Genomic DNA, 24,679 nt, shown 5'->3' on the forward strand with positions numbered 1-24,679 from the left:
CAGCCGGAAGAACAGACAGCCGCGCCCGACGGGGTAAGCGATGCGCAGGAGGGCGGCGCGACGGTGCCTGCGCCTGTGGTGCCCGATCCGGCCGCGCCTGCGCCAGAGCAAAGCCCGGCCTCGTTGCCGCAGGCCCAGGTGGCGGAGGGGGCGTCCGCGCCCGCCGCGCTGCCGCTGCCGCCGCCCAGCGAGGCGCCGGGCGAGGCCTTGGCCTCGGCCGGGCAGGTGCGCCCGCCCATGGCCCCGGCAACCGGCGAGGCGCCGCAAGCGGCGGTGCAACCGACCGCGCCGATGCTTCCCGCAGCCGAGGGCGCGCCAGAGGCGGCAGACTTGCCGCCCGTGCCGCCCCTGCGCCCCGAGGAAGAGGCGCTGTTGCTGCCCTTGCCCGAAGCCGCCGCCGAGCCGCCGGTCGTGGCGGTGCCAGCAGATCCGACGCCCGAACCGGGACCGCAGCCCGCACCGGTGCCAGAGGGTCTGGCGCTTGGGGAAGGGGTCTTGCCCTCGGCGCCACCGCTGAACGCGGAGGCCGAGGGGGTGGTGACGGGGCGGTTGCCGCGCATCGGCGATGCGCCAGTCGGGGCCGAGGCGGAGCCCGTGGGGGCTGATCCGGCGACGCTGCCGCCGCGCGCGCGCTATGCCCGCCCGTTTGACAATCCGGCGCAAAAGCCGCTGTTCGCGATCCTGTTGCAGGACAAGGGGCAAGAGGGCGTGGACCGCGCCGAACTGGCGGCGCTGGCATTGCCGCTGTCGATCGTGATTGATCCTTTGTCAGAGGGGGCGGCGGAGCGTGCGGCGATCTGGCGCGCGGGCGGACAAGAGGTGGTGATGGCGGGCACCGGCATTCCCGAGGGCGCGGGGCCGGGCGATCTGGAGCAAAGCTTTCAGGTGCTGGACAGCCGGTTGCCGGAAGCGGTGGCGGTGATCGACGCGGATGGCACCGCCTTTCAGGCCAACCGGGCGCTTGCGGCACAGGTGGTGCCGATTCTGGCCGAACAAGGGCGGGGGCTGGTGACGCTGGACCAAGGGCTGAACGCGGCCGATCAGGTGGCGCGGCGCGAAGGTCTGGCAGCGGCGGTGGTGTTTCGCGCGATCGACAGCGACGGAGAGGCGAGCCCGGTGGTGCGGCGCTATCTGGACCGCGCGGCCTTTAAGGCGGCGCAGGATGGGCGGGTGATCGTGATTGGCGATCTGCGCCCCGAAACCGTAGCGGGCGTGCTGGAATGGGCGGTGGAAGGGCGCGCCTCGACCGTGGCACTGGCACCGCTGACGGCGTTGCTGGAAGAGTGAGGCGGGCTCAACCGGTGGGCTGATCGGGCTGCATCGGGCGCAGGACGCCCAGCACCGCGCGCAGGATCAACAGGACGGCGGCGCCACAGAGCGCGCCGGGCGCAAAGGCCATCATCGCGCCGATCACGCCGCCGATGACAAGGCCGGTGGCGGCGGCGGGCAGCCAGCCGAACCAGCCCAGACGGATCAGCAGCGAGACCACGGGCAGGGCAAGGATCATTCCGGCAAGGCTGAGAAGTGGCGAGAGCATCAGCGCGGTGCTCGCGGCCCAGAGGGTCAGCGCGGCTTCGGACGGCAGGACGCCGTGAAACAGGCGAAAGAGGCCGAGGCCCAAGAGCCCAAGGGCCGACGGCAAGAGCACCGCCGCAAGGGCCGCCGCGAGCAGATCACGCCAAGGCGTGTGCATCTGCTCGGGCGAGTGGATCAGCGTCACGCGGCGGACCCGCCGACGGTGAGGCCACCGATCAGCAGGCTGGGCTGGCCGACACCGACCGGCACCCATTGCCCGGCCTTGCCACAATTGCCGATGCCGGGGTCCAGCGCCAGATCATTGCCGATGGCGCGGATGTGTTTGAGCGCGGTGGCACCGTCGCCGATCAGGGTGGCCCCTTTGACGGGCGCGCCGATCTTGCCGTTCTGCACGCGATAGGCTTCGGTGCAGGAGAAGACGAATTTGCCATTGGTGATGTCGACCTGACCGCCGCCAAAGCCCACGGCGTAGATCCCGTCCTTGAGGCCGGCGAGCAGGGTCACCGGGTCTTCTTGCCCCGCAAGCATATAGGTGTTGGTCATGCGCGGCATCGGGATATGGGCATAGCTTTCGCGGCGGCCATTGCCGGTGGGGGCCACGCCCATCAGGCGGGCGTTCTGACGGTCTTGCATGTAGCCCACCAAAATCCCGTCCTCGATCAGCACGTTACGGGCGGAAGCTGTGCCTTCGTCATCAATGCTGATGCTGCCGCGCCGATCGGGCAAGGTGCCGTCATCCAGCACGGTGACACCACGCGCGGCGATTTGCTGGCCCATCAGACCTGCGAAGGCGGAGGTTTTCTTGCGGTTGAAGTCGCCCTCCAGCCCGTGGCCGATGGCTTCGTGCAAGAGGATGCCGGGCCAGCCGGGGCCCAGCACCACGTCCATCACGCCTGCGGGGGCAGGCACCGCGTCGAGATTGACCAGTGCGATGCGCAAGGCTTCGCGCACCACGGGCTGCCAATGATCGGGTTGCATCAGGCCCTTGAGCCCGAAACGGCCGCCGCCGCCCATTCCGCCTTGCTCGCGCCGCCCGTTCTGTTCGACGATGACCGAGATGTTGAGCCGGGCCATCGGGCGCAGATCGCGCAGGCGCAGGCCTTCGGGGCGGAGGATTTCCACCTCTTGATAAGAAGCAGAGAGTGTGGCGGAGACTTGGATCACGCGCGGGTCGAGCGCGCGGGCGAAGGCATCGATTTCGCGCAAAGTGTCGATCTTGACCGCGAATGTGGCATCGGCCATCGGATCGGCATCGCCATAGAGTTTGACATTGGTGCCTTGCGGCGGGGCGGCGAAGGTGCCGCCGCCATCGCCAACCGCCAGACGGGCGGTTTCCGAGGCGCGGCGCAGGGCGCTTTCGCTGATTTGCGTGGCATGCGCATAGCCTGCGACCTCTCCTTTCACCGCGCGCAGGCCAAAGCCTTCGGAGGCATCATAAGAGGCGGTCTTGATGCGGCCGTCATCCAGCACGATGGCTTCGGAGCGGCGGCGTTCCAGAAACAGCTCGCCATCCTCGGCGCCGAGGGTGGCGGCGCGCAGGATTTCCAGTGCCGCCGCCTCGTCCAGATGGGTCTCGAACGGGCGGAAGGGCTGATCTGTCATGGGGGCTGTCCTTGATCTGTGTCAAATGGCGCTGCTATGTCGCAACGGTTTCTCTTGTGGCAGACACCCTAATATGGTTTCAAGACAGCCGGAAACAACGGGATTCTGCCGCGTGTCGCACCATGCGCCAAGGGTGGTCTTCTGACAAGCGGCACCCAAGCCGTAAAGATAACGGGAACAGAACATGCGTCTTTGGAACCAAATCGGCGGGGTCGCCGCCAGTGTTGCAGGCTTGGTGTCGGGCAGTGCTGCCGTTGCGCAAGGCCTTGAAATCGTGGGTGTTCCCACGGACCGGGGCACTGGATTTCAGCCAGCGGCCACCGAGCTTGCCCGCGATCTGCAAGGGCTGGACTGGATGATTCTGGTGATCATCACCGTGATCACCATCTTCGTCACGGGCCTGCTGGTCTGGGTGATCGTGCGCTACAATCAAAAGCGCAACCCCAAGCCTGCGACATTCACCCATAACTCGCCGCTGGAAGTGGCGTGGACGGTGGTGCCGATCCTGATCTTGGTGTTCATCGGGGCGTTTTCGCTTCCGGTGCTGTTCAAGCAGCAGGAAATTCCTGTGGGCGACATCACCATCAAGGTGACAGGCTACCAGTGGTACTGGGGCTATGAATATGTGGATGACGGCATCAACGAGCCGAACGCCGAAGGCGCGACCCCGGTGGCCTTTGAAAGCTACATGATCGGTGCTCCGGCCACCGGCGGCGACAACCGCCTGACCCCGGAAGTCAGCGCGCAACTGGCGGCAGCGGGCTACACCGATCGTGAGTTCCTGCTGGCGACCGACACCGCCGTGGTGGTTCCGGTGGGCAAGACGATCGTGATGCAAGTCACCGCGGCTGACGTGATCCATTCCTGGACGATCCCCGCTTTTGGCGTGAAACAGGACGCGGTGCCGGGCCGTCTGGCGCAGCTGTGGTTCAACGCCGAGCGTGAGGGCGTGTATTTCGGCCAGTGCTCTGAACTGTGCGGCATCGCCCATGCCTATATGCCGATCACCGTGAAAGTGGTGTCGGAAGAGGTCTATGCGCAGTGGCTGGCCGCCGCGCAGGCCGGTGATGTGGTGCTGTCGGCAGCGGATATCGAGGCCTACTCGAACGTGCAGCTGGCTGCCAACAACTGATCCCTTTTCGGAAGGGAAGCGATGTGAATGGCCCCTTTGCCGGGGCCATTTCCCTAAGCCAAGGATAAAGAATGAGCGACGTTCAGGCCTACCCCCAAAGCGGAGAGGCGCAGTTTGGTGACTATGTCGCGCTGCTGAAACCGCGTGTGATGTCTTTGGTGGTGTTCACCGCTTTGGTGGGGCTGCTGGTGGCGCCTGTGGGCGTGCATCCGGTGGTTGGCTTTGCCGCCATCCTGTTCATCGCGCTGGGGGCAGGGGCCTCGGGCGCGCTGAACATGTGGTGGGATGCCGATATCGACGCGGTGATGAACCGCACCAAGAGCCGCCCGGTGCCCGCAGGCAAGGTGCAATCGGGCGAGGCTCTGGGATTTGGTCTGGCGCTGTCGGGCATCGCAGTTGTGATGCTGGCGCTTTCGGCCAATCTGTTTGCGGCCGGGCTGTTGGCCTTTACGATCTTTTTCTACGCCGTGGTCTACTCCATGTGGCTGAAGCGCTCGACCCCGCAGAACATCGTGATCGGTGGCGCGGCGGGGGCTTTCCCGCCGATGATCGGCTGGGCCGTGGCGACGGGCGGGGTGTCGGTGGAATCGGCGCTGATGTTCGGGTTGATCTTCATGTGGACGCCGCCGCATTTCTGGGCGCTGGCGCTGTTCATGAAGGAAGATTACCACAAGGCCGGGGTGCCGATGCTGACGGTGACGCATGGCCGCGCCGAAACCCGGCGGCAAATCCTGATTTACACGGTGCTGCTGGCGCCGGTGTCGATCTGGGCCGCGCTGACCACGATTGGCGGGCCTTTCACGCTTGCGGTGGCGGTGGTGCTGAACGCGGTGTTCCTGAAAGGCGCCTATGACATCTGGAAGCGCCCCGAGCCGGTGGCCGAGGCTGACAAATACGCGGTGGAGAAGTCGTTCTTCAAATTCTCGCTGCTGTATCTGTTCGTGCATTTCGCGGCTTTTCTTGTGGAAGCGCTGCTGAAAGCCTATGGCCTTGGGGGCTGGGCATGAGCTTTCGCCCCGACCACGAGCTGCACAAGCGGCGGTTTTCGCGCAACGTGGGCCTTGGTGTCACATTGGTCGCGTTTGTGGCGCTGGTGTTTGCGCTGACCGTGGTGAAGGTGACGCGCGGCGACCCGATGCAAGGCTTTGACCATACGGTGCGGCCCGAGATGGCGCCCGCCGCAACAGGGGGGACACAACCATGAACCCAACCTTGAAAACCGCCGCCAAGCTGGCGGGTGTTGTTGTGACGATGGCGTCGCTGTCTTTCGCGGCGGTGCCGTTTTATGACTGGTTCTGCCGGGTGACCGGCTTTGGCGGAACCACGTCGGTGGCCGAGGCGGCGCCGGACACGATTCTGGACCAGACCATCCAGATCCGCTTTGACGGATCGACCTCGGGCGGGATGGGCTGGCAGTTCAAGCCGGTGCAGCGCACGATGACGGTGCGGATCGGAGAAAACGCGCTGGCCTTCTACGAGGCGCACAACCCGACCGACCGCGTGATCGCAGGCACCGCGAGCTATAACGTGACGCCGGATGCGGCGGGTGGTTATTTCGCCAAGATCGCCTGCTTCTGCTTTACCGAGCAGGTGTTGCAGCCCGGCGAGACGGTTCAGATGCCGGTGAGCTTTTTCGTCGATCCCGAGATCGTCAAGGATCGCGAGGGCAAGTTCGTGAAGGAAATCACGCTGTCCTATACGTTTTACGAAACTTCCTTGCCCGAAGAGCAGGCGGCGCTTGCCGCGCCTGTCACGGGCATTGTAAACTGATAAAAAAGAACCGAGGGAACCCACTATGGCCCACGCCAAGAACCACGACTACCACATTCTGCCGCCGTCGATCTGGCCCTTTCTGGCCGCGCTCACGGCGTTCGTCATGCTTTACGGCGCTGTGCTGTGGATGCATGGGTCCGGTCCTTGGCTGGGGCTGATCGGCTTTGTCGGCGTGCTTTATGTCATGTTCGGCTGGTGGGCGGATGTGGTGAAGGAAAGCCAAGTGGGCGACCATACCCCGGTGGTGGTGATCGGCCTGCGCTATGGCTTTATCATGTTCATCATGTCGGAAGTGATGTTCTTTGCCGCGTGGTTCTGGTCGTTCTTCAAGCATGCCATGTATCCGATGGGGCCGCTGTCGCCCATCCAGGATGGCCAGTGGCCGCCCGCGGGGATTGAGACCTTCGACCCATGGCACCTGCCGCTGATCAACACGCTGATCCTGCTGTGCTCGGGCGCGGCGGCGACTTGGGCGCACCATGCCCTCGTGCATGAGAACAACCGCAAGGACCTGAAGAACGGCTTGATTCTGGCGATCGTGCTGGGCGTGTTCTTCACCATCCTGCAGGCTTATGAATACAGCCACGCGGCCTTTGGCTTTGCCGGCAACATCTATGGCGCCAACTTCTTCATGGCGACCGGCTTTCACGGCTTCCACGTCGTGGTCGGCACCATCTTTCTGCTGGTGTGCTTGATCCGCGCGATGAAGGGGCATTTCACCCAAGAGAAGCACGTGGGCTTTGAAGCGGCGGCTTGGTACTGGCACTTTGTGGACGTGGTCTGGCTGTTCCTTTTCGCCTCGATCTACGTCTGGGGCCAGTAAGGCCCACGCGCGCGACGCGCTCTTGACCTTACCACGAGGCGCGGGCCAATAGGTCCGCGCTTTGCTTTTGGGAGACGGCTTTGATGACTGGTTCTGTGGCGCGTCGCATGATCCTTCCGCTGGTGTTCGGTCTGCTGGGCACCGGGGTTCTGGCCGGGCTTGGCCTGTGGCAGTTGGACCGTTTGGCGTGGAAAGAGGCGGCGCTGGCGGATATTTCGGCGCGGATCGTGGCCGCGCCGGTGGCGCTGCCCGCAGCCCCTGACCCGGAGGCAGACCGTTATTTGCCCGTCAAGGCGACGGGGCGGTTTACCGGAGAGGTGCTGGAGGTTCTGGTCAGCCGCAAGGAGATTGGCGCCGGGGTGCGGGTGATCGAGGCCTTCGAGACTGAGGGGCGGCGGGTGCTGGTGGACCGCGGCTTTGTCGCCGATGGCGCGCGGGTTTCGCCCCGCGGGCCGGACGTGCCGGATGTCGAGGGCAACCTGCACTGGCCCGATGAGGTGGACGGCTTCACCCCGCCGCCCGATCCGAAAACCGGCCTGTGGTTTGCCCGCGACGTGCCTGCGATGGCGGCACAGCTTGCGACGGAGCCGCTGCTGATCGTCGCGCGGGCGCCGACGGCGCCGGGGATCGAGCCCATGCCTGTTGATACCTCGGGCATTCCAAACAACCATTTGGGCTATGCGGTGCAATGGTTTGGGCTCGCCGCCGTATGGTTGGGGATGACAGCGTATCTTCTGTGGCGTATCAGGCGCAGAACGGTTTGAAGGCAAGGTTGCGATGAAATACATATCTACCCGTGGTGCCGCCCCGATCCTGACCTTTGGCGAGGCGATGATGACCGGTCTGGCCCGTGACGGCGGGCTGTATGTGCCGGAAAGCATCCCGGTGATGGCGCAGGACGACATCGCCGCCTTGGCGGGGTGCAGCTATGAAGAGATCGCCTATCGCGTGATGCGGCCTTATCTGGGCGAGACCTTTGGCGATGATGAATTTCGCGGCTTGATCGCGGCGGCCTACAAGCCCTTTGGCCATCTGGCGCGCGCGCCTTTGGTGCAGATGGGGCCGAACCATTTCCTGCTGGAGTTGTTCCACGGTCCGACGCTGGCGTTCAAGGATTTCGCCATGCAGTTGATCGGGCAGATGATGCAGGCGGCGCTTGCCAAATCGGGCGAGCGGATCACGATTGTGGGCGCCACCAGCGGCGACACCGGGTCGGCGGCGATGGAGGCCTTCCGGGGCTTGGCCAATGTGGATCTGTTCATCCTGTATCCGCATGGGCGGGTGTCCGAGGTGCAGCGCCGCCAGATGACGACGCCGTCGGAGGCCAATGTGCATGCGCTGGCCATTGATGGTGACTTCGACGATGCGCAGGCGCGCGTGAAGGATATGTTCAACGATTTCGCTTTCCGCGACGGGGTGCGGCTTGCGGGGGTGAACAGCATCAACTGGGCGCGGGTGCTGGCGCAGGTGGTGTATTATTTCAGCGCGGCCGTGTCCTTGGGCGCGCCGCACCGGGCGGTGAGCTTTACCGTGCCCACCGGCAATTTCGGCGATATTTTCGCGGGCTATATCGCGCGGGCGATGGGGTTGCCGATCGAAAAGCTGGTGATCGCCACCAACCAGAACGACATTCTGCACCGCGCCATCACCTCGGGCGACTACCGCACCAACGGGGTGAAGCCGTCGATGTCGCCGTCGATGGACATTCAGGTGTCGTCCAACTTTGAACGCGCGCTGTTCTTTGCCTATGGCCGCGATGGCCGCGCGGTCGGGCAGTTGATGGATGAGATGAAATCGGGCGGGTTCCACATCAGCCAAGGCGCGCTGGAGGATTTGCGGGCGACATTCGCCTCGGGGCGCTGCTCGGAAGAGGAAACCACGGCGACGATCAACCGCGAATATGTGCGCACCGGCGAGATATTGTGCCCGCATTCGGCGGTGGGGGTGAAGGTCGCGAATGACCATCTGGGCGCGACGCCGATGGTGACGCTGGCGACCGCGCATCCGGCGAAGTTCCCCGATGCGGTGCTGGAGGCCATTGGCCAGCGCCCCGAACTGCCGCCGCGCATGGCCGATCTGTTCGACCGGCGTGAGCGGCTGACCCGCGTGCCCAATGATCTGGGCCGCATCCAATCCTTGATCCGCGAAAGGATCGCATCTTGAGCCTGCAAATCTCGACCCTGCCGAATGGTTTGAAGATCGTCACCGAACATATGCCGGGGCTGGAATCCGCTTCGGTGGGAGTGTGGGTGATGGCAGGGGGGCGGCATGAGCGGCCCGAGCAGAACGGCATCGCGCATTTTCTGGAGCATATGGCGTTCAAGGGGACGGCCAAGCGCACGTCCTTGCAGATTGCCGAAGAGATCGAGGATGTGGGCGGCTATATCAACGCCTATACGTCCAAGGAAATGACGGCCTATTATGCGCGCTGTCTGGTGGCGGATGTGCCGCTGGCGTTGGATGTGATTTCCGACATCGTGCTGAACCCGGTGTTCGATCCGAAAGAGATCGAGACCGAGCGGCATGTGATCTTGCAAGAGATCGGGCAGGCGCTGGACACGCCCGATGACATCATCTTTGACTGGTTGCAGGAGGTGAGCTATCCCGACCAGCCGTTTGGCCGCACCATTCTGGGGCCGTCCGAACGGGTGAGCAGCTTTACCGCCGAGGATCTGCGCAGCTTTGTTGGCCAGCATTATGCGCCGGATCAGATGATCCTGTCGGCCTCGGGCGGGGTGGATCATGCGGCGATCGTGGCGCAGGCGCGGGAGATTTTCGGCCACCTGCCCGCGCGCGGGATCAGCGTGGTGGAGCCTGCCGCCTTTATCGGCGGCGAGCGGCGGGAAGTGAAGAAGCTGGAGCAGGTGCATTTCGCGCTGTCGCTGGAAGCGCCCGGCTATCGCCACCCGGATGTCTATGCGGCGCAGGTTTATGCGATGACGATGGGCGGGGGCATGTCGTCGCGCTTGTTCCAGAAGATCCGCGAAGAGCGGGGCCTGTGCTATTCGATCTTTGCGCAATCGGGGGCCTATGAGGACACCGGGTCGATCACGATCTATGCGGGCACCTCGAAGGAAGAGATTGCGGCACTGGCGCAGTTGACCGTGGACGAGATGAAGCGCGCGGCCGAGGATATGACAGAGGCCGAGGTGGCGCGCGCGCGGGCGCAGTTGAAGGCCGGGTTGCTGATGGGGCTGGAAAGCCCGTCGAACCGGGCCGAGCGCAATGCGCGGCTTTTGGCGGTCTGGGGGCGGGTGCCGAGCCCGGCGGAAGCGGTGGAAAAGATCGATTCCGTGACCATGGCCGATGTGCGGCGCTTTGCCGGTGATCTGGCGGGGGCCAAGAGCGCGCTGGCGCTGTATGGTCCGGTGGCCAAGGCACCCGGGATCGAGGCCATTCGCAGCCGGCTTGCCGCCTGATGCTGCCTTTCCGCCGCCGCCCCAAACTGGAGACAGAGCGCATGACGCTGCGCCTTCCGGTGCATGGCGACTGGCGGGCTTGGGCCGAGTTGCGGGAGGCGAGCGCCGGGTTCCTGACGCCATGGGAGCCGGTGTGGTCGGCGGATCATCTGTCGCGGCGGTCCTTCACCAACCGGGTCTATTGGGCGCAGCGCGCCGAGGCGCAGGGCACGGCGGTGCCCTTCCTGATGATCCGGCGGCAGGATCAGCAGTTGCTGGGGGCGATCACACTCGACAACATCCGGCGTGGGCCTGCGCAATGCGGCACCATCGGCTATTGGGTGGGCGAGACGTTCAGCCGCCGCGGCTATATGCGCGAGGCGATTCAGGCGGTGGTGCATCATGCTTTTGCCGCGCTGGATCTGAGCCGGGTGGAAGCGGCCTGCCTGCCCGAAAACGTCGCCAGCCGGGGTGTGCTGGAAAAGACCGGCTTCAAGTATGAGGGCGTGGCGCAGAGCTATTTGCAGATCAACGGGCGGTGGCGCAATCATGTGCTGTATGCCGCTTTGCGCGCCGATCGGCGCGGCCGCACCGATGTGGGCTGAGGCGCTGACGCAAGCGTGATCGCCGGGAGTTCCTGACGTCGCGGAAAGCTGTGCTAGCTTTCGGGTGCAACCCGGAGGTGTTCGATGCGTCTGACGATCTTGCCTGCTGTGATCTTGGGTCTGTGGGCCGCGCCGGTGCTGGCGCAAGAGGCGGAGCGGATTCCTTCGCATTGTTTTGCGGTGGCGCAAGGGATTGCGCAGGTGATGCCAGTAAGCTTTGGAACGGATGTGGCGGCGGATCAGGTGCGCATCCATTTCATCGATCATGCAAGCTTTGCGATTGCCGCAGGCGGCAAGGTGGCGGTGACCGATTTCACCGGTTTCACGGGCCTGCGCGACTGGGTGCCCGATGTGGTGACGATGAACAACGCGCATTCCACCCATTGGACGCCGAACCCCGACCCGCGCATCCCGCATGTGCTGCCGGGCTGGGCGACCGAGGCAGGGCCGGCGCAACATGAGCTGGACCTTGGGCCGATGCTGGTGCGCAATGTGCCGACCGATGTGCGTGGGCGCTGGGGGGATGAGCTGCGCAAGGATGGCAATTCCATCTTCATCTTCGAGGCCGGGGGGCTGTGCATCGGCCATCTGGGGCATTTGCACCACGCGCCGGATGAGGCGCAATACGCCAGTATCGGGCGGCTGGATGTGGTGATGGTGCCCGTGGACGGGGGCTACACCATGGCGGTGTCGGAGATGACGGAGGTGGTGCGGCGGTTGCGATCCTCGATCGTGGTGCCGATGCACTGGTTTTCGGGCGCGTCGCTGCGGGTGTTTCTGGACACGATGCAGGCGGAGTTCGAGGTGGTGGAAACCGGCATGCCGTGGTTGGACGTTTCCTTGCGCAACCTGCCGGGGCGGCCCACGATCATGGTGCTGACGCCGGAGCGCATCGATTGAGGGGGGGGCCGCGTCGGGGCTGACGGGTTGCCGCGCTTGCGGGGGGACAGGGTCTGCAAGAGTTGACAGGGATCACGCCGGAAGAGCGGTTTTCTTGCGCGCCGCCTTGGCGTAAAGCGGGCGCAAAGAAGAGGTTCGACATGCTTTATCCCTGCACCCCCGAATTTCTGAGCGCGCTGGACGCCGCGCATCCCGGCCTGCTGCGGGCGCCCGCCGCGCGCGATCTGGAAGAGCCGCGCGGGCGCTGGAAGGGGCAGGCGGGCGCGGTGGCCTGTCCGCGCACGACCGCAGAGGTGGCGGCGGTGGTGCGGGCCTGTGGCGCGGCCGGGGTGGGCCTTGTGCCGATGGGCGGCGGCACCGGGCTGGTGGGCGGGCAGGTGATGCCGCAAGGGCCCGCCCCGCTGATCTTGTCGCTGGAGCGGATGACGGCGCTGCGCGGCGCCTATCCGCAGGAAAACGTGCTGGTGGTGGAGGCCGGGATGGTGCTGGCCGATGTGCAGGCAGAAGCCGCCAAGCTGGGACGGATCTTTCCGCTGTCGCTGGCCTCGGAAGGATCGGCCCGGATCGGCGGCAATCTGGCGGCCAATGCGGGCGGGTTGAACGTGCTGCGCTATGGCAATACGCGCGATCTGTGTCTGGGGCTGGAGGCGGTGTTGCCGGATGGCAGCATTTTCAACGGCTTGAAGCGGTTGCGCAAGGACAACACCGGCTATGACCTGCGGCATCTTCTGATCGGGTCCGAGGGCAGCTTGGGCGTGATCACCGCTGCCAGTTTGCGGCTGTTTCCGGACCCTGCCGCCAAGGTGGTGGCTTTGCTCGCGGTGCCGTCGCCGCAGGCGGCGCTGGAATTGTTGGCGTTGGCCGAGGCAGAGCTGGCCGGGCTGATCTCGGCTTTCGAGCTCATCCACCGGATGGGCTATGATTTTTTGGCGGAAACCTTGCCGGAGGTGACGGTGCCTTTGTCGCCGCTGCCCGAATGGTCGGTGCTGATCGAGTTGGGCCTGCCGCGCGGGGTGGCGCCGGAGGAGGCGATGGCGGCGCTTTATGCGCAGGCGGCCGAGGCGGGATTGGTGCAGGACGGGGTGATTGCCACGTCTGAGGCGCAGGCCGCCGCCTTGTGGCGCATCCGTGAGAGCATTCCCGAAGGGAACCGCCGCATCGGGTCGGTGTCGAGCCATGACATCAGCCTGCCCTTGTCGGAGATCCCGGGCTTTATTCCCCGGGCAGGCGCAGCCTTGGCGCGCTTGGGGGACTGGCGGATCAATTGCTTTGGCCATCTGGGCGATGGCAACCTGCATTACAACGTGTTCCCGGTGAAGGGGCGCGCGCGGCACGACCATGATCACCAGCGCGAGGCCGTGAAGGCCTGTGTGCATGATCTGGTGCATGAGCTGGGCGGGTCGGTGAGCGCCGAGCATGGGATCGGGCGGTTGAAGGTGGGGGATCTGGAGCGCTATGGCGATCCGGCCAAGCTGGCGGCGATGCGGGCGATCAAGGCGGCGCTAGACCCGCTGGGGATCATGAATCCCGGGGCTGTCTTGCGCGGCTGAGGGCGGAGGGGGGCGCTGCCCCCCGCGCGTGCCGCGCCCCCCCGGAGTATTTGGAAAAGGTGCAGAGGCTAGGAGGCGGGCTTTTCCAACTCGCGCAGGAGTTTGGCGCGGATCGCGGCGGGATAGGCCGCGAGGCCGCGGGAGGTGATGACAAAGCCGCCGCGGGTGATGACCCAGTTCTGATAAAAGCGGGTGATCGCGGTCGAGGCGCCGAGATCTTCGATGGCGATGGCATTGAGGGTGACGCCGGCGGCTTGCGCCCGGCTGCGGGCGGCGCGGGCGGTGTTGCCGCTGTTTTCCGGGCCGTCGCCCGAAATGTCGACGATCCGGCGCGCGCAAGGCGGGCTTTGCGCGAATTGGGCGAGGGCGGCGTCGATGGCCTGACCCACGGCGGTGTCGGAGCCTGCGAAGGCGCGCGGCGCGCTGCGGATCCGATGGGCTGCGCGGGCAACCTCATCTTGGCTGCGCATCTGCGTCCAAGGCAGGATCACCGCCTGTTGGCCGCTGCCCGACCAGTGCATCACGCTGAGCGCGACCTGCCCTTCGAGCAGGGCCGCCGTCACAGCCGGGTCTTGCAGGGCATCGGCGGTGCCGGAGGATTGCAGGCGGTATTCGGCGGCATCGATGGAGCCCGAGACATCGATGGCGAGGAGCAGCGCCACCTCGCAGGCGCGGGCGGAGGGCGGCAGGGTAAGTAGGACAAGGCAGAGGGCAAGCGCGCGCATGGGCAAAGCGTCGCGCGGTTGCAGGGCGGCAGGCAAGTCACAATGCGGGGAAAGGTGCAGGTTTCTGTTGCCAGGTACCTGCGAACCCCGCCTTACGCGGCTAAGCGCAAGGGCTTAAGTTTCGGTGTTCGAACTGCTTACGCAGCCAGAGCCACCGGAGCACGGTTGTCGTTTGCAACTGTACATTTGGACCGATTACGGTGGTACCTCACCGAGTGAAAGCTGGCCTCTTTGAACGTTCGTCGATCCTATTTCGACCCCGAGCCCCCGAAACGAACGGGTGATTTGGTGGAGTCGCCGGGTACCGCCCCCGGGTCCGAGCCGTCTATTACAGGTGCGTTTATCACCATAGTCCGGGTTGCCCCGAACAGGATCAATATAGGGGGGGAGCTTTCGCGTCACAAGCCCGTTTCGACAGATCTTGCGTCGGGCGCGGGGGGCGCAACACATGAAACGCCCGGCCGGGGGGACCGGCCGGACGCAGGGGGACGAAATCGCTTGCGGGATCAGAAGCCCGATTTGATCAATTCGAATTCGTTGATCATCTTTTCACGGAACTCGGCCGAGATCGGCGTTTGCGCCAGAAGCGTGGTGGTGACCGGGTCGACGAAGGCGGCCTTCAGCGCCTCTTCCGAAATGGTCTTCATCGCTTCGGTGTTGGAATGCGCATAGCCCAGTTCATCGAGCAGCGGCTGGGCCGAGGTGTGGGCCAGAAGCGAGTTGATGAAATCATAGGCCTTGTCTTCCGAACCGGGCTGGTTCTTCAGGTTCACATAACCGCAGAACCAGGTGGCGGCACCCTCGGCGGGGCTGCGTTCAAACCCGATGGGGAAGCCTTCGGCGGCAAGGAGCGCCACGCCATCGTTCCACGACCAGGACACCAGCACCTCGCCCGTGGCCATCAGCTGCGACATCTCGGACGGGTCGGACCAATAGGCGCGGACGTTCTTATGCGCCTCGCGCAGCCAGTTGGCGGCGGCGCTGAACTGTTCGTCGGTGACATTGTCCCAATCGGAAACGCCGGTGGCAAGCAGCGCCAGTGACCAGACATCATCCGAACTGTCGGGCAGCGAGGTGCGGCCGGCATATTTCGGATCGGTGAAGACGTTCAGCGTTGCCACATCTTCGGCGGGGACTTCTTCGGTGTTGTAGGCCGTTGCGGTATAGGCGTAGTCGGAGGGAATGAACCAGACGCCTTGCTCATCCTGAATCAACTCGGAATCCAGCAGCTGCGGCGCGATATTGGCGAATTCGGGAATCTTCGACACATCCCAAGGCTCGATCAGATCGGCCTCGCGGTAGCGCGGCAGCGAGGCGACGCACGGATGCGCCACATCGGCGCGGAAGCCGGAGGAGACTTTCTGGAAGGCTTCGTCATCATCGCCAAAGAAACTGTAGGTGGGCTTGGCGCCGTGCTTGGCCACGTAATCGGTAAGCACGCCATCGATTTCCCAGCCCGCCCAATCGAACACCAGAAGTTCAGGGTCGGCGGCGCGGGCGGCGGAAGACAAGGCAATCGCAGAAGCGGCACAGGCCAGGAAAAGTTTGGTTCGGGTCATTGTGGTTCCTTCTGTTGGACGGCGACCGGGGCTTCTGGCGCCGCGGCTCTGGGGAAAGGTAGTAAAGGATATCTGTGGCCACAAGCGCGGAACGCGGGTTCACCGGAAAGTGGGTGCGATCTTCGCGCCGACAAGGGTGTTAAAGCGGGGTTGACCTGGCTCGGCGGCTGTTGCCTTCTTTGGGGCAGGGAAAAAGCTGATGTGGCGCAGCTTTGGGCAAAGGGCAGAGCCCGGACCGGGCCAGCGGAGGAGGGGCGGATGTTTCGCGCGATCTTGATGGAAAAGGGCGAAGACGGTCAGGCGCAGGCGCGGGTGGCGGACCTGCCCGACAGCGCCTTGCCAGAGGGCGAGGTGACGGTTCGGGTGGAGTTTTCAACCCTGAACTACAAGGACGGGCTGTGCCTGTCGCCCAGCGGGGGCGGGCTGGTGCGCAACTATCCGCATGTGCCGGGGATTGATTTCGCGGGCGTGGTCGAGGTGTCGGAGGATGCGCGCTATGCGCCGGGCGACCGGGTGGTGCTGACCGGCTGGCGTGTGGGCGAGGCACATTGGGGCGGCTTTGCCACGCGGGCGCGGGTGAAGGCGGATTGGCTGGTGCCCTTGCCCGAAGGGTTGGGCGCGCGGCAGGCGATGGCGGTGGGCACGGCGGGTTTCAGCGCGATGCTGGCGGTGATGGCGCTGGAAGACCATGGGCTCACCCCGGAGGCGGGGGAGGTGCTGGTGACCGGGGCCGCGGGAGGCGTGGGGTCGGTTGCGGTGGCGGTGCTGGCGCGGCTTGGCTATCGCGTGGCGGCGGTGACCGGGCGGCCCGAGACAGAGGCGTATTTGCGCGATCTGGGCGCCGGACGGCTGATTGCGCGCGCCGATCTGGCCGAGGCCATCAAGCGGCCGATGGAATCCGAGGTCTGGGCGGGGTGCGTGGATGCGGTCGGCGGGCAGATGCTGGCGCGTGTGCTGGGGCAGATGAAGGCCGGGGCTTCGGTCGCGGCGGTGGGCAATGCCGGAGGACTTGCGGTTCCGGCCAATATCATTCCCTTTCTGTTGCGCGGGATCAATCTTCTGGGGATCAACTCGGTGACAGTGCCCTATGCGCGGCGGGTGGCCGCTTGGGACCGGATCACCACCGATCTGCCGATGGACAAGCTGGAGGCGATGATCCGGCCTGCCACGCTTGAGGAGGTGCCGGATTTGGGGGCCGCGATCTTGCGCGGCGGAGTGCAGGGGCGCGTGGTGGTGGACATGAAGGCTGGTGCCTGATGTTTCGCGGTGCGGTGGCCTTGGTCAAACATTCCTTCATCTCTTGCGGCGAGGCTGACGCCATGCTCGCCAGGCGGGGCGTGGCATGATAGGGCAGCACCGGCCCCGCTGCCGCACCGTGACGTGACTGACAAGAAAGACCGCGCCTGATGTTCCGAATTGCTTCTGTTGCCCGTTTTGGCTTTTTCGCGCTTGCCGTCCTTGGCACGCTTGTGTTCGCAGGGCTCGCGGCTGTCGTTTCGATCTGGATGCTGGTCCCGGCACTGGTCTTGGCGGGGCTGAGCCTTGTAGGCTTGCGCGATGTGACGCAGACACAGCACGCGGTGCTGCGCAATTATCCGATCGTCGGGCATCTGCGCTATATGCTGGAAAGCATCCGCCCCGAAATCCGACAATATCTGCTGGAAGGCACCCATGACGAAGAGCCTTTCAGCCGCGAGGCGCGCAGTCTGGTATATCAGCGCGCGAAGGGGGTGGAAGACAAACGGCCCTTTGGCACCACGCAGAAAGTCTATGAAGCTGGCTATGCTTGGATCACCCATTCGGTGGTGCCGCGCCAGATCAGCAACACCGATTTCCGCGTGCGCATCGGCAATGCCAGTTGCAAGCAGCCGTATGAGGCGTCGCTTTACAACATTTCGGCCATGAGCTTTGGCTCGCTGTCGGGCAATGCGATCTCGGCCTTAAACCGGGGGGCAAAACTGGGCGGCTTTGCGCATGACACAGGCGAAGGCGGGATCAGCAAATATCACCGCGAAGGCGGCGGTGATCTGGTTTATCAGGTGGCCTCGGGCTATTTCGGCTGCCGCACGCCGGAGGGCCGCTTTGACCCCAAGGCCTTTGCGGCGCAGGCGGCGGACCCTCAGGTCAAGATGATCGAGATCAAGCTGAGCCAAGGGGCGAAGCCGGGGCATGGCGGGATGTTGCCTGCCGCCAAGATCACGCCCGAGATTGCGCAGGCGCGGGGGATTCCGATGGGGCAGGATTGCCTGTCCCCTGCCGCGCACAGCGAGTTTTCCACGCCACTGGAACTGGTGCAGATGATCGCGCGGTTGCGCGACCTGTCGGGCGGCAAACCCGTGGGCTTTAAGCTGTGCATCGGGCACCGCCGGGAATTCATGTGTATCGTCAAGGCGATGCTGGAGACGGGCATCGTGCCTGATTTCATCGTGGTGGATGGCAAGGAAGGCGGGACCGGCTCGGCCCCGCTGGAATTTGCCAACCGGGTGGGGATGCCGATGCGCGAGGGGCTGCATTTCGTGCACAACACCCTGCGCGGGGCGGGGTTGCGCGATCAGGTGAAGATCGGGGCGGCAGGCAAAATTGTCAGCGCCTTTGACATCGCCCGCGTGCTGGCACTGGGGGCGGATTTCTGCAACTCGGCACGCGGCTTCATGTTCGCGATTGGCTGCATTCAGGCGCAATCGTGCCATACCAACAAATGCCCGGTGGGCATCGCCACGCAGGACAAGCTGCGTCAGCGCGCGCTGGACCCGGCCGACAAGAGCCAGCGGGTGGCGCGGTTCCACCGCAACACCCTGCACGCCTTGGGCGAGTTGGCCAGTGCGGCCGGGCTGGACAATCCGATCGATTTTCTGCCCTACCACCTCATGTTCCGCCAAGAGGCCAGCACCTTCATGGACGGGAATGAGGTGTTTGCCTATGTTCCCGAAGGCTTCCTGCTTGCCGCAGACCGGCACCCGGATCTGGCCGAATGGCATGACCGTTGGGACCGCGCGACGGCGCAAACCTTTGCTCCGCCCATGATTCCCTATGGCCCTTTCACCCGAAACACTCCGGCCTCCTCTGCCGTGCAAGGCCGCGCCTGAGCCTTTGTTCCGCCGGATGCAGGCCCCGATGACGCTTGCGCTGTGGACAATCGCGAAAGCGGCGACTGCGCGCGCGGGGGCAACGAAGTCGGCCATCCACTCCCAAGAACCGCAACGGGCCTGCCGCGCGGGGGGGGCTAGCGCTTTGGCTCGGCCGGGCGGGCGGCGTGCACGATCCGCAGCGCAAGGATGATGATCGCGATTCCCGCGAAGGTGGCCAGCGTGGGCGTGTCGCCAAAAACCAGCCACCCTGCCGCGGTGGCCAGCACGAGCGCGCCATAGGACAAGGGTGCGAGCACCGAGGCGGGGCTGTCGCGATAGGCGCGCAGGAAAAAGAACTGCCCCAGCTGCGCCAGCAATCCGATGGCAAACAAGGCGGGCAGGTCACCGGTTTGAACCGGCGTCCAGAACGCCCATGCCGGGCCTGCGGTGAGCAGCAAAAGTCCGACCACGTAGAACAGCATCATCACCACCGCATTCTCGCCCCGCAAGGCGCGGGTCTGGATGGTGGCGAGTGAGCCAAAGAGCACCGAGCCAAACGCGGCCAAAAGGCCAAGTCCCGGCAACAGCGCGACCGGACCGATCATTACCAACACCCCGCAGAAGGCGAGGCCCGTGCCAAGCCAAGCCAGCGGGCGCACTTTTTCTTTCAGGAACGTCACCGCAAGCAGCATGGTCACCGGCTGTCGGGTGAAGGAAATCGCCGTCACCAGCGCCAAGGGCAGATTGGCCAGCGCCACGAAGTTGCAGGTGAGCGCCACGGCATTGCAGGCCACGCGTGCGGCATTGCGCCATGGGCGCTGCATGTCGCGCACCGCCTGACGCTCGCGCCAGACCAGCGGCGCGATCAGCACCGCACCGATGAGCGCGCGCAGAAACACCAGTTGCGCCGCCGGATAATGCGCGCCCTGCAGCTTGACGATCACCGTCATGACGGTGATCAGCACCATATCGGCCACGAGCCAAGGCGCACCGGCGTAATCCGTGCTGCGGGAGGAGGCGGCCATCGGGATCAGCCCGCGGGCTGCACCAGATTGGCCAGCAGACGAAATGCACCCGGCACCAGATGATCAAGTTGATGGTGCAAGACTAGCGCGCAATGCGTGTGTCGCCCCCGACCGATCTGGCCTGAGACGAGGGCGCCCAGAAGCGGGGCTTCACCCGCGTCGTGCAACGAGAGCAGGGGCGTGTAGCTGGCGTCCCAGTCGCTTGCGAAATAGATGCCGCGCTCTTTGTTCCATCCGTCCCAATCGGCTGCGGTGATCCGGTTTGGACCGGAGAGCAGCGGGTGATCGGGGGCCAGCATCGTGACGGGCGCTGTGGCATCGGTCACCCGCCAGCGCAGCGACGGGGTGCCAACGACAAGGCGGCGCGGCGGGATCTTATCCGGCGCCCAGCCTTGATCGGGGCGTTGGTAGAGGGTGACGAGATGACCGCCGCCTTCGACAAAGCGGTGGAGTGCTGGCGTGGCGGCGATCAGATCAGCCCGACTGCCATAGGCGACGATGCCCACCATCACGGTGGTGAAGCGGCGGAAATCTTCGGCCGGGTCAAGCTTTGCCAGCACGGTGACATCGGCGCCCATGCGCTGCAGCCAAAGCCCCACACTGTCGCCCCCGCCACCGATATAGGCGATGCGCGCCGCGGGCAGCGCCAGATCGAGCGCCAGAAGCTGCAAGCTTTGTGGCGTGAGGTGGCTGATCAGCCCCGTATGGGCAAACTGCGCCTGATGCCTGCGCATGGCAGGACGCCCCGCGACCATCGGGGTCAATTCATGCAGGCCTGCCGCAAGAGTGGCGGGCAGGGTCAGCGTCTCGCCCTCGATGGCGAAGCCGGTGGGAAGCTGCCAGTCGGCCCCTTCGGCACCCCGCAACGTCAGCGTGGCTGGAATGGCGGTCAGCGGCAGGATCGCGGCGGCGGGATCGAGCGTCAGCGTCCGTTCGGGGCCAATCTCCAACGGCGCCTCCAGATCTTGCCGCGCGGTCAATGGGCGCCCGTTGATCGTGGCGCTGATCTGGAGCCAAGCAGGCCCATTGCCGCCCATGGCAGACCAGCCCGGATGGAATTGCGGCGTGAAGGGGGCATCGGCGGCGACGGTCAGGGTGCAGCCCGTGGCGGTGATGTCAGAAGGGGTGACTCCGGCAGGGAGAATCGGCGTGACGGTCACCTCATGTTGGGGGGGCAGCGCCCATTGCCAGGCGAGGGTCGCGGTCGCGCCCGGGAAAAGCCGGGTTGGTGTGGCATAAGCAAGGGTGGGCATCACGCGGGCGGCCATGAGGCAAGCGGCCTGCACCTCGGCCCGTTTGCGGCGGATGCGGTGACCATGGGCCTGTGTAAAGGCAGCCTCTGCGCGCTCGGCCTGCTCTAGGGCCGCATCGGCGCGCAGAAGGGCTGCGACAACGGCATCGGCATCGGGAAAGGCGGCCATGGCTTCGGCGATGGCTTTTGCGGCGGGGTGCAGGGCGGCGGGGGCACCGGGATAAGAGGCCAGCGCGGCGAGGCTGGCGGGCAGGCCATCGGTGATCTGCGCTTCTGGCGCGCCGTGTTTAAGGTGCAGCGGCCAAGTGTCTTGGGGCTGCGCGCGCCAATGGCCCATGCCCTGCGAGGCGTGGTAAAAGCGGGACTGCTCTCCGATATGGTCCCAAGCTGCCCCCGTGGCCGGATCGGCGCCCGGCGCATGCAGGGTGAGCGTGGCGGGGGGAGGGGGAACCTCGTCATCATAGGTGCCGCCCGCCCCCGACCAAGCGGGCAGATAGTATTTCGCGACCGTCCATGGCAGCAGGCCTTCGGCGGCATGTTCCGGGTGCGCCGCCGGATCGGCCGCGAGGCGCAGGGCCGTTTCCGCCGCGCGGGTCATGGCGCGGTGATGGCCATGCTGGCCCGGCACGTCGAGGAAGGTGGGGATCACCACATCGGGACGCTCGGTCCGATAGGCGCGGACCAGACGTTCCACGATGCGCGCTTCGCCCCAGCGGGCAAAGGTGGCGTCGCCGTCCTTGGAAAAGCCGAAATCATGCACGGGATCATCAGGGCCGTGTCCCAGCCAGTGAACATCGGCATCCAACGCGCGGGCGGCCTCTTCCATTTCGCGCGTGCGCAAAATGCCAAGCGCGCCGCGCCGTTCGGGGCCCAGCGTGTTCTGCCCGCCTTCTCCGCGCGTGGAGCAGGCGACCACGACCCGCATGCCCAGCCCGAGCCGCAGCCACGCCAGCATCCCGCTTTGTTCGTCATCCGGATGTGCGCCGGTGTTCATCACCGTTACCACCGAGGTCAGCCGGGACAGGGCGCGGTGCAGGCGCACAAGCGAAGGTTCCGCCATTTGGCGGGCGATGCGGTCACGGTCAGTCATGGGCGGCACTCCTTTGCGGGGCGGACAGGCCAACCCCTGTGTCCAGCTTGGGCACGATGGTGTCAAAAAACGGCAGGGCGGCAGCGCCCAAAGCGGCGATGCGGTGGCCGGTGCGGGCGCGGATCACCCGTGGCAGCGGTCGGTTGCGGCGGTTGGCGACCGAGGTGCCCAGTGTGAGCCGGGCAATCAGCGCATCGATCAGCGCATCGGGAAGCTCGCCCCCGAGGATGACCGTTTCGGGGTCGAGGATGTTTTCCAGCATGGTCACCACCGGTGCCAGATGTGCGGAAGCCTCCGCCAGCCATTCAAGCATGGCGGGGTGCTCTTGGGCCAAAAGCACAGGCAGATCGCCGGTGGCGGCGGGGCCGAGACGTTCGCGCAGGGCATCCAGCGAGGCATAGCGTTCGAGACAGCCAGACTGCCCGCATGCACAAGGCCGCCCGCCCGGAGCGCTGACGATGTGGCCGATTTCGCCGGCGTTGCCGAAGGCGCCACGGATGGGTTGCGAGTCGTGGATCATGCCAAGGCCGATGCCGCCGCCGAAGTAGATCATGCAGAAATCCGAAAGGCCTTGTCCTGCGCCGAACAGCGATTCTCCCACGGCGGCGGCGTTGGCGTCATTTTCGATCACCACAGGCACGCCAATCTGGGCCGCCAATTGGGCGGTGGCGTCGATGCCAGCCCAGCCGGGCAGGGTGGTGGGGCCCACGCCCGACAAGCCTTCGATCTCGAAAGGGCCGGGCATCACCACGCCGACGCCGAGAAGGGCTGCGGGAAAGCGCAGGCGGATCGCCGCGACTTCGGCGACGATTCGCGGGATCAGCGCGGCGGGGCCGGTGTCGGTCAGTGCGACCGAGGCCTGTTCGCGGATCTGGCCATGCAGATCAAGCACCGTGGTGACCAGATGGCTGACCGAAATTTCAAAGCCGATGGTGATGGCGCCATCGGGGTTGATGGCGAATTGCACGGGCGGCTGGCCCCGGCCCGAGCGCAGGCGGCCCATGTCGACAAGCAGATTTTCGGCCAGAAGCTCGTCGATGATGTTGGCAACGGCTTGGGTGGTCAGTCGGGTCATGTCGGCGATCTGCTTGCGCCCCAACTGCCCGTGACTGCGCAAAAGATCGAGCACGACCCGTCGGTTGTGCGCCCGGCTCCGCCCCGGATTCTTGCCGATGGTGAACTTCTGACGCTCGGGGGCTTCGGTGCTCATGGGGATTGACCTTTTGTCTTGGGAGAAAGACTGCACAGCTGAATAGATTAAAACAAGTAAATTATTTTATTGACTTGAAACAGATTCGTGACGACGCTGAGGCCACGGACGGGTGCCTGTCGCATCCGCTGGAGGAAAAACGCCGGCCGCTTTGGCCAGGCCAACGGAGGTTCTGACATGCACAAAGGTATCCTGCTCGCTGGCCTGATGGCCGGTATCAGTCCGTTCACCGTGACGGCGGCGCAAGCCGTTGAAATCGAATACTGGCAATATGTTTTTGAAACCCGCGTCAACGCGATGGACCAGCTGATCGAGGCGTTTGAGGCCGCGAATCCGGGCATTACCGTCAAGCATGTCACCTTCCCCTATGCCGACTATCAGACTCGTGTGGTGGCGGCGAACATGGCGCGGCAGGGGCCGGATGTGCTGCAGCTGTTTTATGGCTGGGCTGATCAGTTCATTGGCGGCCGGGTGATTCAGCCGCTGTCGCCGGAGGCTTTCCCGCATGCGCAGATCGAAGAGGAATTCTTTCCGATCGTCAGCGCGATGAAGCGGGGCGATGATTACTATGGCCTGCCCACTGCGGTGCGGTCCTTGGCCTTGTTCTACAACAAGAACCTGATGACAGCGGCCGGGCTGGACCCGAACACCCCGCCCACCACGCTGGAAGAGCTGGTGACGCAGGCCAAGGCGATGGCCGAGGTGGATGGCGCCGGAAACATGGTGACCGCCGGCATGACGCTGGACATGGGCGGGCAGGACCATCAGTGGTGGCGCGAGGTTCTGGTGCGCCAGTTCGGCGGCGCGCCATATAGCGAGGATGGTGCCACCGTCACCTATAATGACGAAGCCGGGGCGGCGGCGCTGAAGTTCTTCACCGATCTGCAACTGGTGGAAAAGATCGGCCAGCGTGGCTTTATGGATGAAGGCCAAGCCGCGTTCCGTGCGGGCAAGGCCGGGTTCACGGTCGACGGCACCTTCCGTCTGGGGTCCTTCCGCACCATCGAAGATTTCGAATGGGGCGTGACCGAGCTTCCCGCCAATGCCGAGGGACTGCGCTCGAACTACGCGAGCTATTTCGCCAATGCCATCGGTGCCAGCGCGGAAGGCGAAGAGCTGGAAGCCGCCGAGAAGTTTTTGGCCTTCATCAGCTCGGAAGAGGCGATGAAGATTTGGCTGGATGTCGTGGGGGAACTGCCAGCGCGCCGTTCTGCGGCCTTGACCGAGGAGAACCTTGCCAATCCGGTCTATGCGCCTTTCCTGAAGGGTCTGGAATATGCCCGCACCACGCTGTTTGTCGATGAGGCGGCGCAGCGCCAAAACACCATCGACATGGCAAACCGGGTGTTGATCGAGGGGCAATCGGTGGAGGACTCGCTGGCTGCCGCCGCCGCCGCCGAGCAAGCCATCATCGACCGCGCCAAGAAGTGA

Annotated in this window: 22 protein-coding genes and 1 other RNA gene; 15 read left to right on the forward strand and 8 right to left on the reverse strand. The window is 65.1% G+C overall.

The genetic code is table 11. From position 1 onward, the window contains the following. Positions 1 to 1,287, forward strand: a 1,287-nt coding sequence (locus CUR21_RS03410; protein WP_100195632.1) for a divergent polysaccharide deacetylase family protein, incomplete at its 5' end; no start/stop codon positions are given. Between the two features lie 7 nt (positions 1,288 to 1,294). On the opposite strand, the gene CUR21_RS03415 is transcribed toward CUR21_RS03410, so the two are convergent. Further along, the gene (locus CUR21_RS03415) at positions 1,295 to 1,720 is read right to left on the reverse strand and encodes a hypothetical protein (RefSeq protein WP_100195633.1); all 426 of its coding nucleotides are present in this window, start codon (positions 1,718 to 1,720) and stop codon (positions 1,295 to 1,297) included. Then, complete coding sequence (gene tldD, locus CUR21_RS03420; RefSeq protein WP_100195634.1) at positions 1,717 to 3,138, reverse strand: metalloprotease TldD; 1,422 nt, start codon at positions 3,136 to 3,138, stop codon at positions 1,717 to 1,719. The genes CUR21_RS03415 and tldD overlap by 4 nt, the downstream gene beginning before the upstream one ends. Positions 3,139 to 3,322: 184 nt before the next feature. On the opposite strand from tldD, the gene coxB reads away from it, so the two are divergent. The 11 genes from coxB (at position 3,323) to CUR21_RS03475 (ending at position 13,319) form a co-directional block, all read left to right on the forward strand. After that, positions 3,323 to 4,270 (forward strand): cytochrome c oxidase subunit II, encoded by a 948-nt coding sequence (gene coxB, locus CUR21_RS03425; protein WP_100195635.1) that lies wholly within the window; start codon positions 3,323 to 3,325, stop codon positions 4,268 to 4,270. A 71-nt stretch (positions 4,271 to 4,341) separates the two neighbouring features. Further along, positions 4,342 to 5,277 (forward strand): heme o synthase, encoded by a 936-nt coding sequence (gene cyoE, locus CUR21_RS03430; protein WP_100195636.1) that lies wholly within the window; start codon positions 4,342 to 4,344, stop codon positions 5,275 to 5,277. Then, entirely contained in the window at positions 5,274 to 5,474 is a 201-nt protein-coding gene (locus tag CUR21_RS03435) for a hypothetical protein (RefSeq protein ID WP_100195637.1), read from the forward strand. The genes cyoE and CUR21_RS03435 overlap by 4 nt, the downstream gene beginning before the upstream one ends. Further along, positions 5,471 to 6,040, forward strand: a complete 570-nt coding sequence (locus CUR21_RS03440) for a cytochrome c oxidase assembly protein (protein WP_100195638.1) — start codon at positions 5,471 to 5,473, stop codon at positions 6,038 to 6,040. The genes CUR21_RS03435 and CUR21_RS03440 overlap by 4 nt, the downstream gene beginning before the upstream one ends. Before the next feature lie 25 nt (positions 6,041 to 6,065). Further along, on the forward strand, positions 6,066 to 6,866 hold the full coding sequence (locus tag CUR21_RS03445) for a cytochrome c oxidase subunit 3 (protein ID WP_100195639.1): 801 nt from the start codon (positions 6,066 to 6,068) through the stop codon (positions 6,864 to 6,866). A gap of 95 nt (positions 6,867 to 6,961) precedes the next feature. After that, complete coding sequence (locus CUR21_RS03450; protein WP_100195640.1) at positions 6,962 to 7,630, forward strand: SURF1 family protein; 669 nt, start codon at positions 6,962 to 6,964, stop codon at positions 7,628 to 7,630. 13 nt (positions 7,631 to 7,643) lie between these two features. Then, positions 7,644 to 9,029: a threonine synthase gene (thrC, locus tag CUR21_RS03455; protein WP_100195641.1), complete on the forward strand. Its 1,386-nt coding sequence runs from the start codon at positions 7,644 to 7,646 to the stop codon at positions 9,027 to 9,029. Further along, a complete protein-coding gene (locus tag CUR21_RS03460; protein ID WP_100195642.1) occupies positions 9,026 to 10,285 on the forward strand; it encodes a pitrilysin family protein in 1,260 nt (419 codons plus the stop codon). Before thrC ends, CUR21_RS03460 begins: the two co-directional genes overlap by 4 nt. Further along, positions 10,285 to 10,869: a GNAT family N-acetyltransferase gene (locus CUR21_RS03465; RefSeq protein ID WP_100195643.1), complete on the forward strand. Its 585-nt coding sequence runs from the start codon at positions 10,285 to 10,287 to the stop codon at positions 10,867 to 10,869. Before CUR21_RS03460 ends, CUR21_RS03465 begins: the two co-directional genes overlap by 1 nt. An 84-nt stretch (positions 10,870 to 10,953) precedes the next feature. Beyond that, positions 10,954 to 11,769 carry an MBL fold metallo-hydrolase gene (locus CUR21_RS03470; protein WP_100195644.1) on the forward strand — a complete coding sequence of 272 codons (816 nt, stop codon included), beginning with the start codon at positions 10,954 to 10,956 and terminating at the stop codon, positions 11,767 to 11,769. Between the two features lie 140 nt (positions 11,770 to 11,909). Next, a complete protein-coding gene (locus CUR21_RS03475; protein ID WP_100195645.1) occupies positions 11,910 to 13,319 on the forward strand; it encodes an FAD-binding oxidoreductase in 1,410 nt (469 codons plus the stop codon). A gap of 68 nt (positions 13,320 to 13,387) precedes the next feature. Here the strand turns inward: CUR21_RS03475 and CUR21_RS03480 are convergent, their stop codons facing one another. From CUR21_RS03480 to CUR21_RS03490, 3 genes are all read right to left on the reverse strand, one after another. Continuing rightward, the gene (locus tag CUR21_RS03480) at positions 13,388 to 14,044 is read right to left on the reverse strand and encodes a DUF1194 domain-containing protein (RefSeq protein WP_100195879.1); all 657 of its coding nucleotides are present in this window, start codon (positions 14,042 to 14,044) and stop codon (positions 13,388 to 13,390) included. Positions 14,045 to 14,097: 53 nt separating this feature from the next. Next, positions 14,098 to 14,452, reverse strand: a transfer-messenger RNA (tmRNA) gene (gene ssrA, locus CUR21_RS03485). A 98-nt stretch (positions 14,453 to 14,550) separates the two neighbouring features. Continuing rightward, on the reverse strand, positions 14,551 to 15,603 hold the full coding sequence (locus CUR21_RS03490; RefSeq protein WP_100195646.1) for an extracellular solute-binding protein: 1,053 nt from the start codon (positions 15,601 to 15,603) through the stop codon (positions 14,551 to 14,553). A gap of 258 nt (positions 15,604 to 15,861) precedes the next feature. Here CUR21_RS03490 and CUR21_RS03495 point away from each other — a divergent pair, with 258 nt between their 5' ends. Then, complete coding sequence (locus tag CUR21_RS03495) at positions 15,862 to 16,860, forward strand: MDR family oxidoreductase (protein WP_100195647.1); 999 nt, start codon at positions 15,862 to 15,864, stop codon at positions 16,858 to 16,860. A gap of 149 nt (positions 16,861 to 17,009) precedes the next feature. After that, positions 17,010 to 18,689, forward strand: coding sequence for an FMN-binding glutamate synthase family protein (locus tag CUR21_RS03500; protein WP_100195648.1), 1,680 nt, complete (start codon positions 17,010 to 17,012; stop codon positions 18,687 to 18,689). 137 nt (positions 18,690 to 18,826) lie between these two features. Here CUR21_RS03500 and CUR21_RS03505 read toward each other — a convergent pair whose 3' ends face one another. Genes CUR21_RS03505 through CUR21_RS03515 form a run of 3 tightly spaced genes read right to left on the reverse strand, consistent with a single transcriptional unit; the run spans position 18,827 to position 23,248 of the window. Further along, on the reverse strand, positions 18,827 to 19,696 hold the full coding sequence (locus tag CUR21_RS03505) for a DMT family transporter (protein ID WP_100195649.1): 870 nt from the start codon (positions 19,694 to 19,696) through the stop codon (positions 18,827 to 18,829). Positions 19,697 to 19,701: 5 nt separating this feature from the next. Continuing rightward, on the reverse strand, positions 19,702 to 22,038 hold the full coding sequence (locus CUR21_RS03510) for a PIG-L family deacetylase (RefSeq protein WP_100195650.1): 2,337 nt from the start codon (positions 22,036 to 22,038) through the stop codon (positions 19,702 to 19,704). After that, complete coding sequence (locus CUR21_RS03515; RefSeq protein ID WP_100195651.1) at positions 22,031 to 23,248, reverse strand: ROK family transcriptional regulator; 1,218 nt, start codon at positions 23,246 to 23,248, stop codon at positions 22,031 to 22,033. Before CUR21_RS03515 ends, CUR21_RS03510 begins: the two co-directional genes overlap by 8 nt. 177 nt (positions 23,249 to 23,425) lie before the next feature. On the opposite strand from CUR21_RS03515, the gene CUR21_RS03520 reads away from it, so the two are divergent. Continuing rightward, on the forward strand, positions 23,426 to 24,679 hold the full coding sequence (locus tag CUR21_RS03520; protein ID WP_100195652.1) for an extracellular solute-binding protein: 1,254 nt from the start codon (positions 23,426 to 23,428) through the stop codon (positions 24,677 to 24,679).

Origin of the sequence: Pseudorhodobacter sp. MZDSW-24AT (assembly GCF_002794355.1) — a bacterium.
GTDB lineage: Bacteria > Pseudomonadota > Alphaproteobacteria > Rhodobacterales > Rhodobacteraceae > Pseudotabrizicola.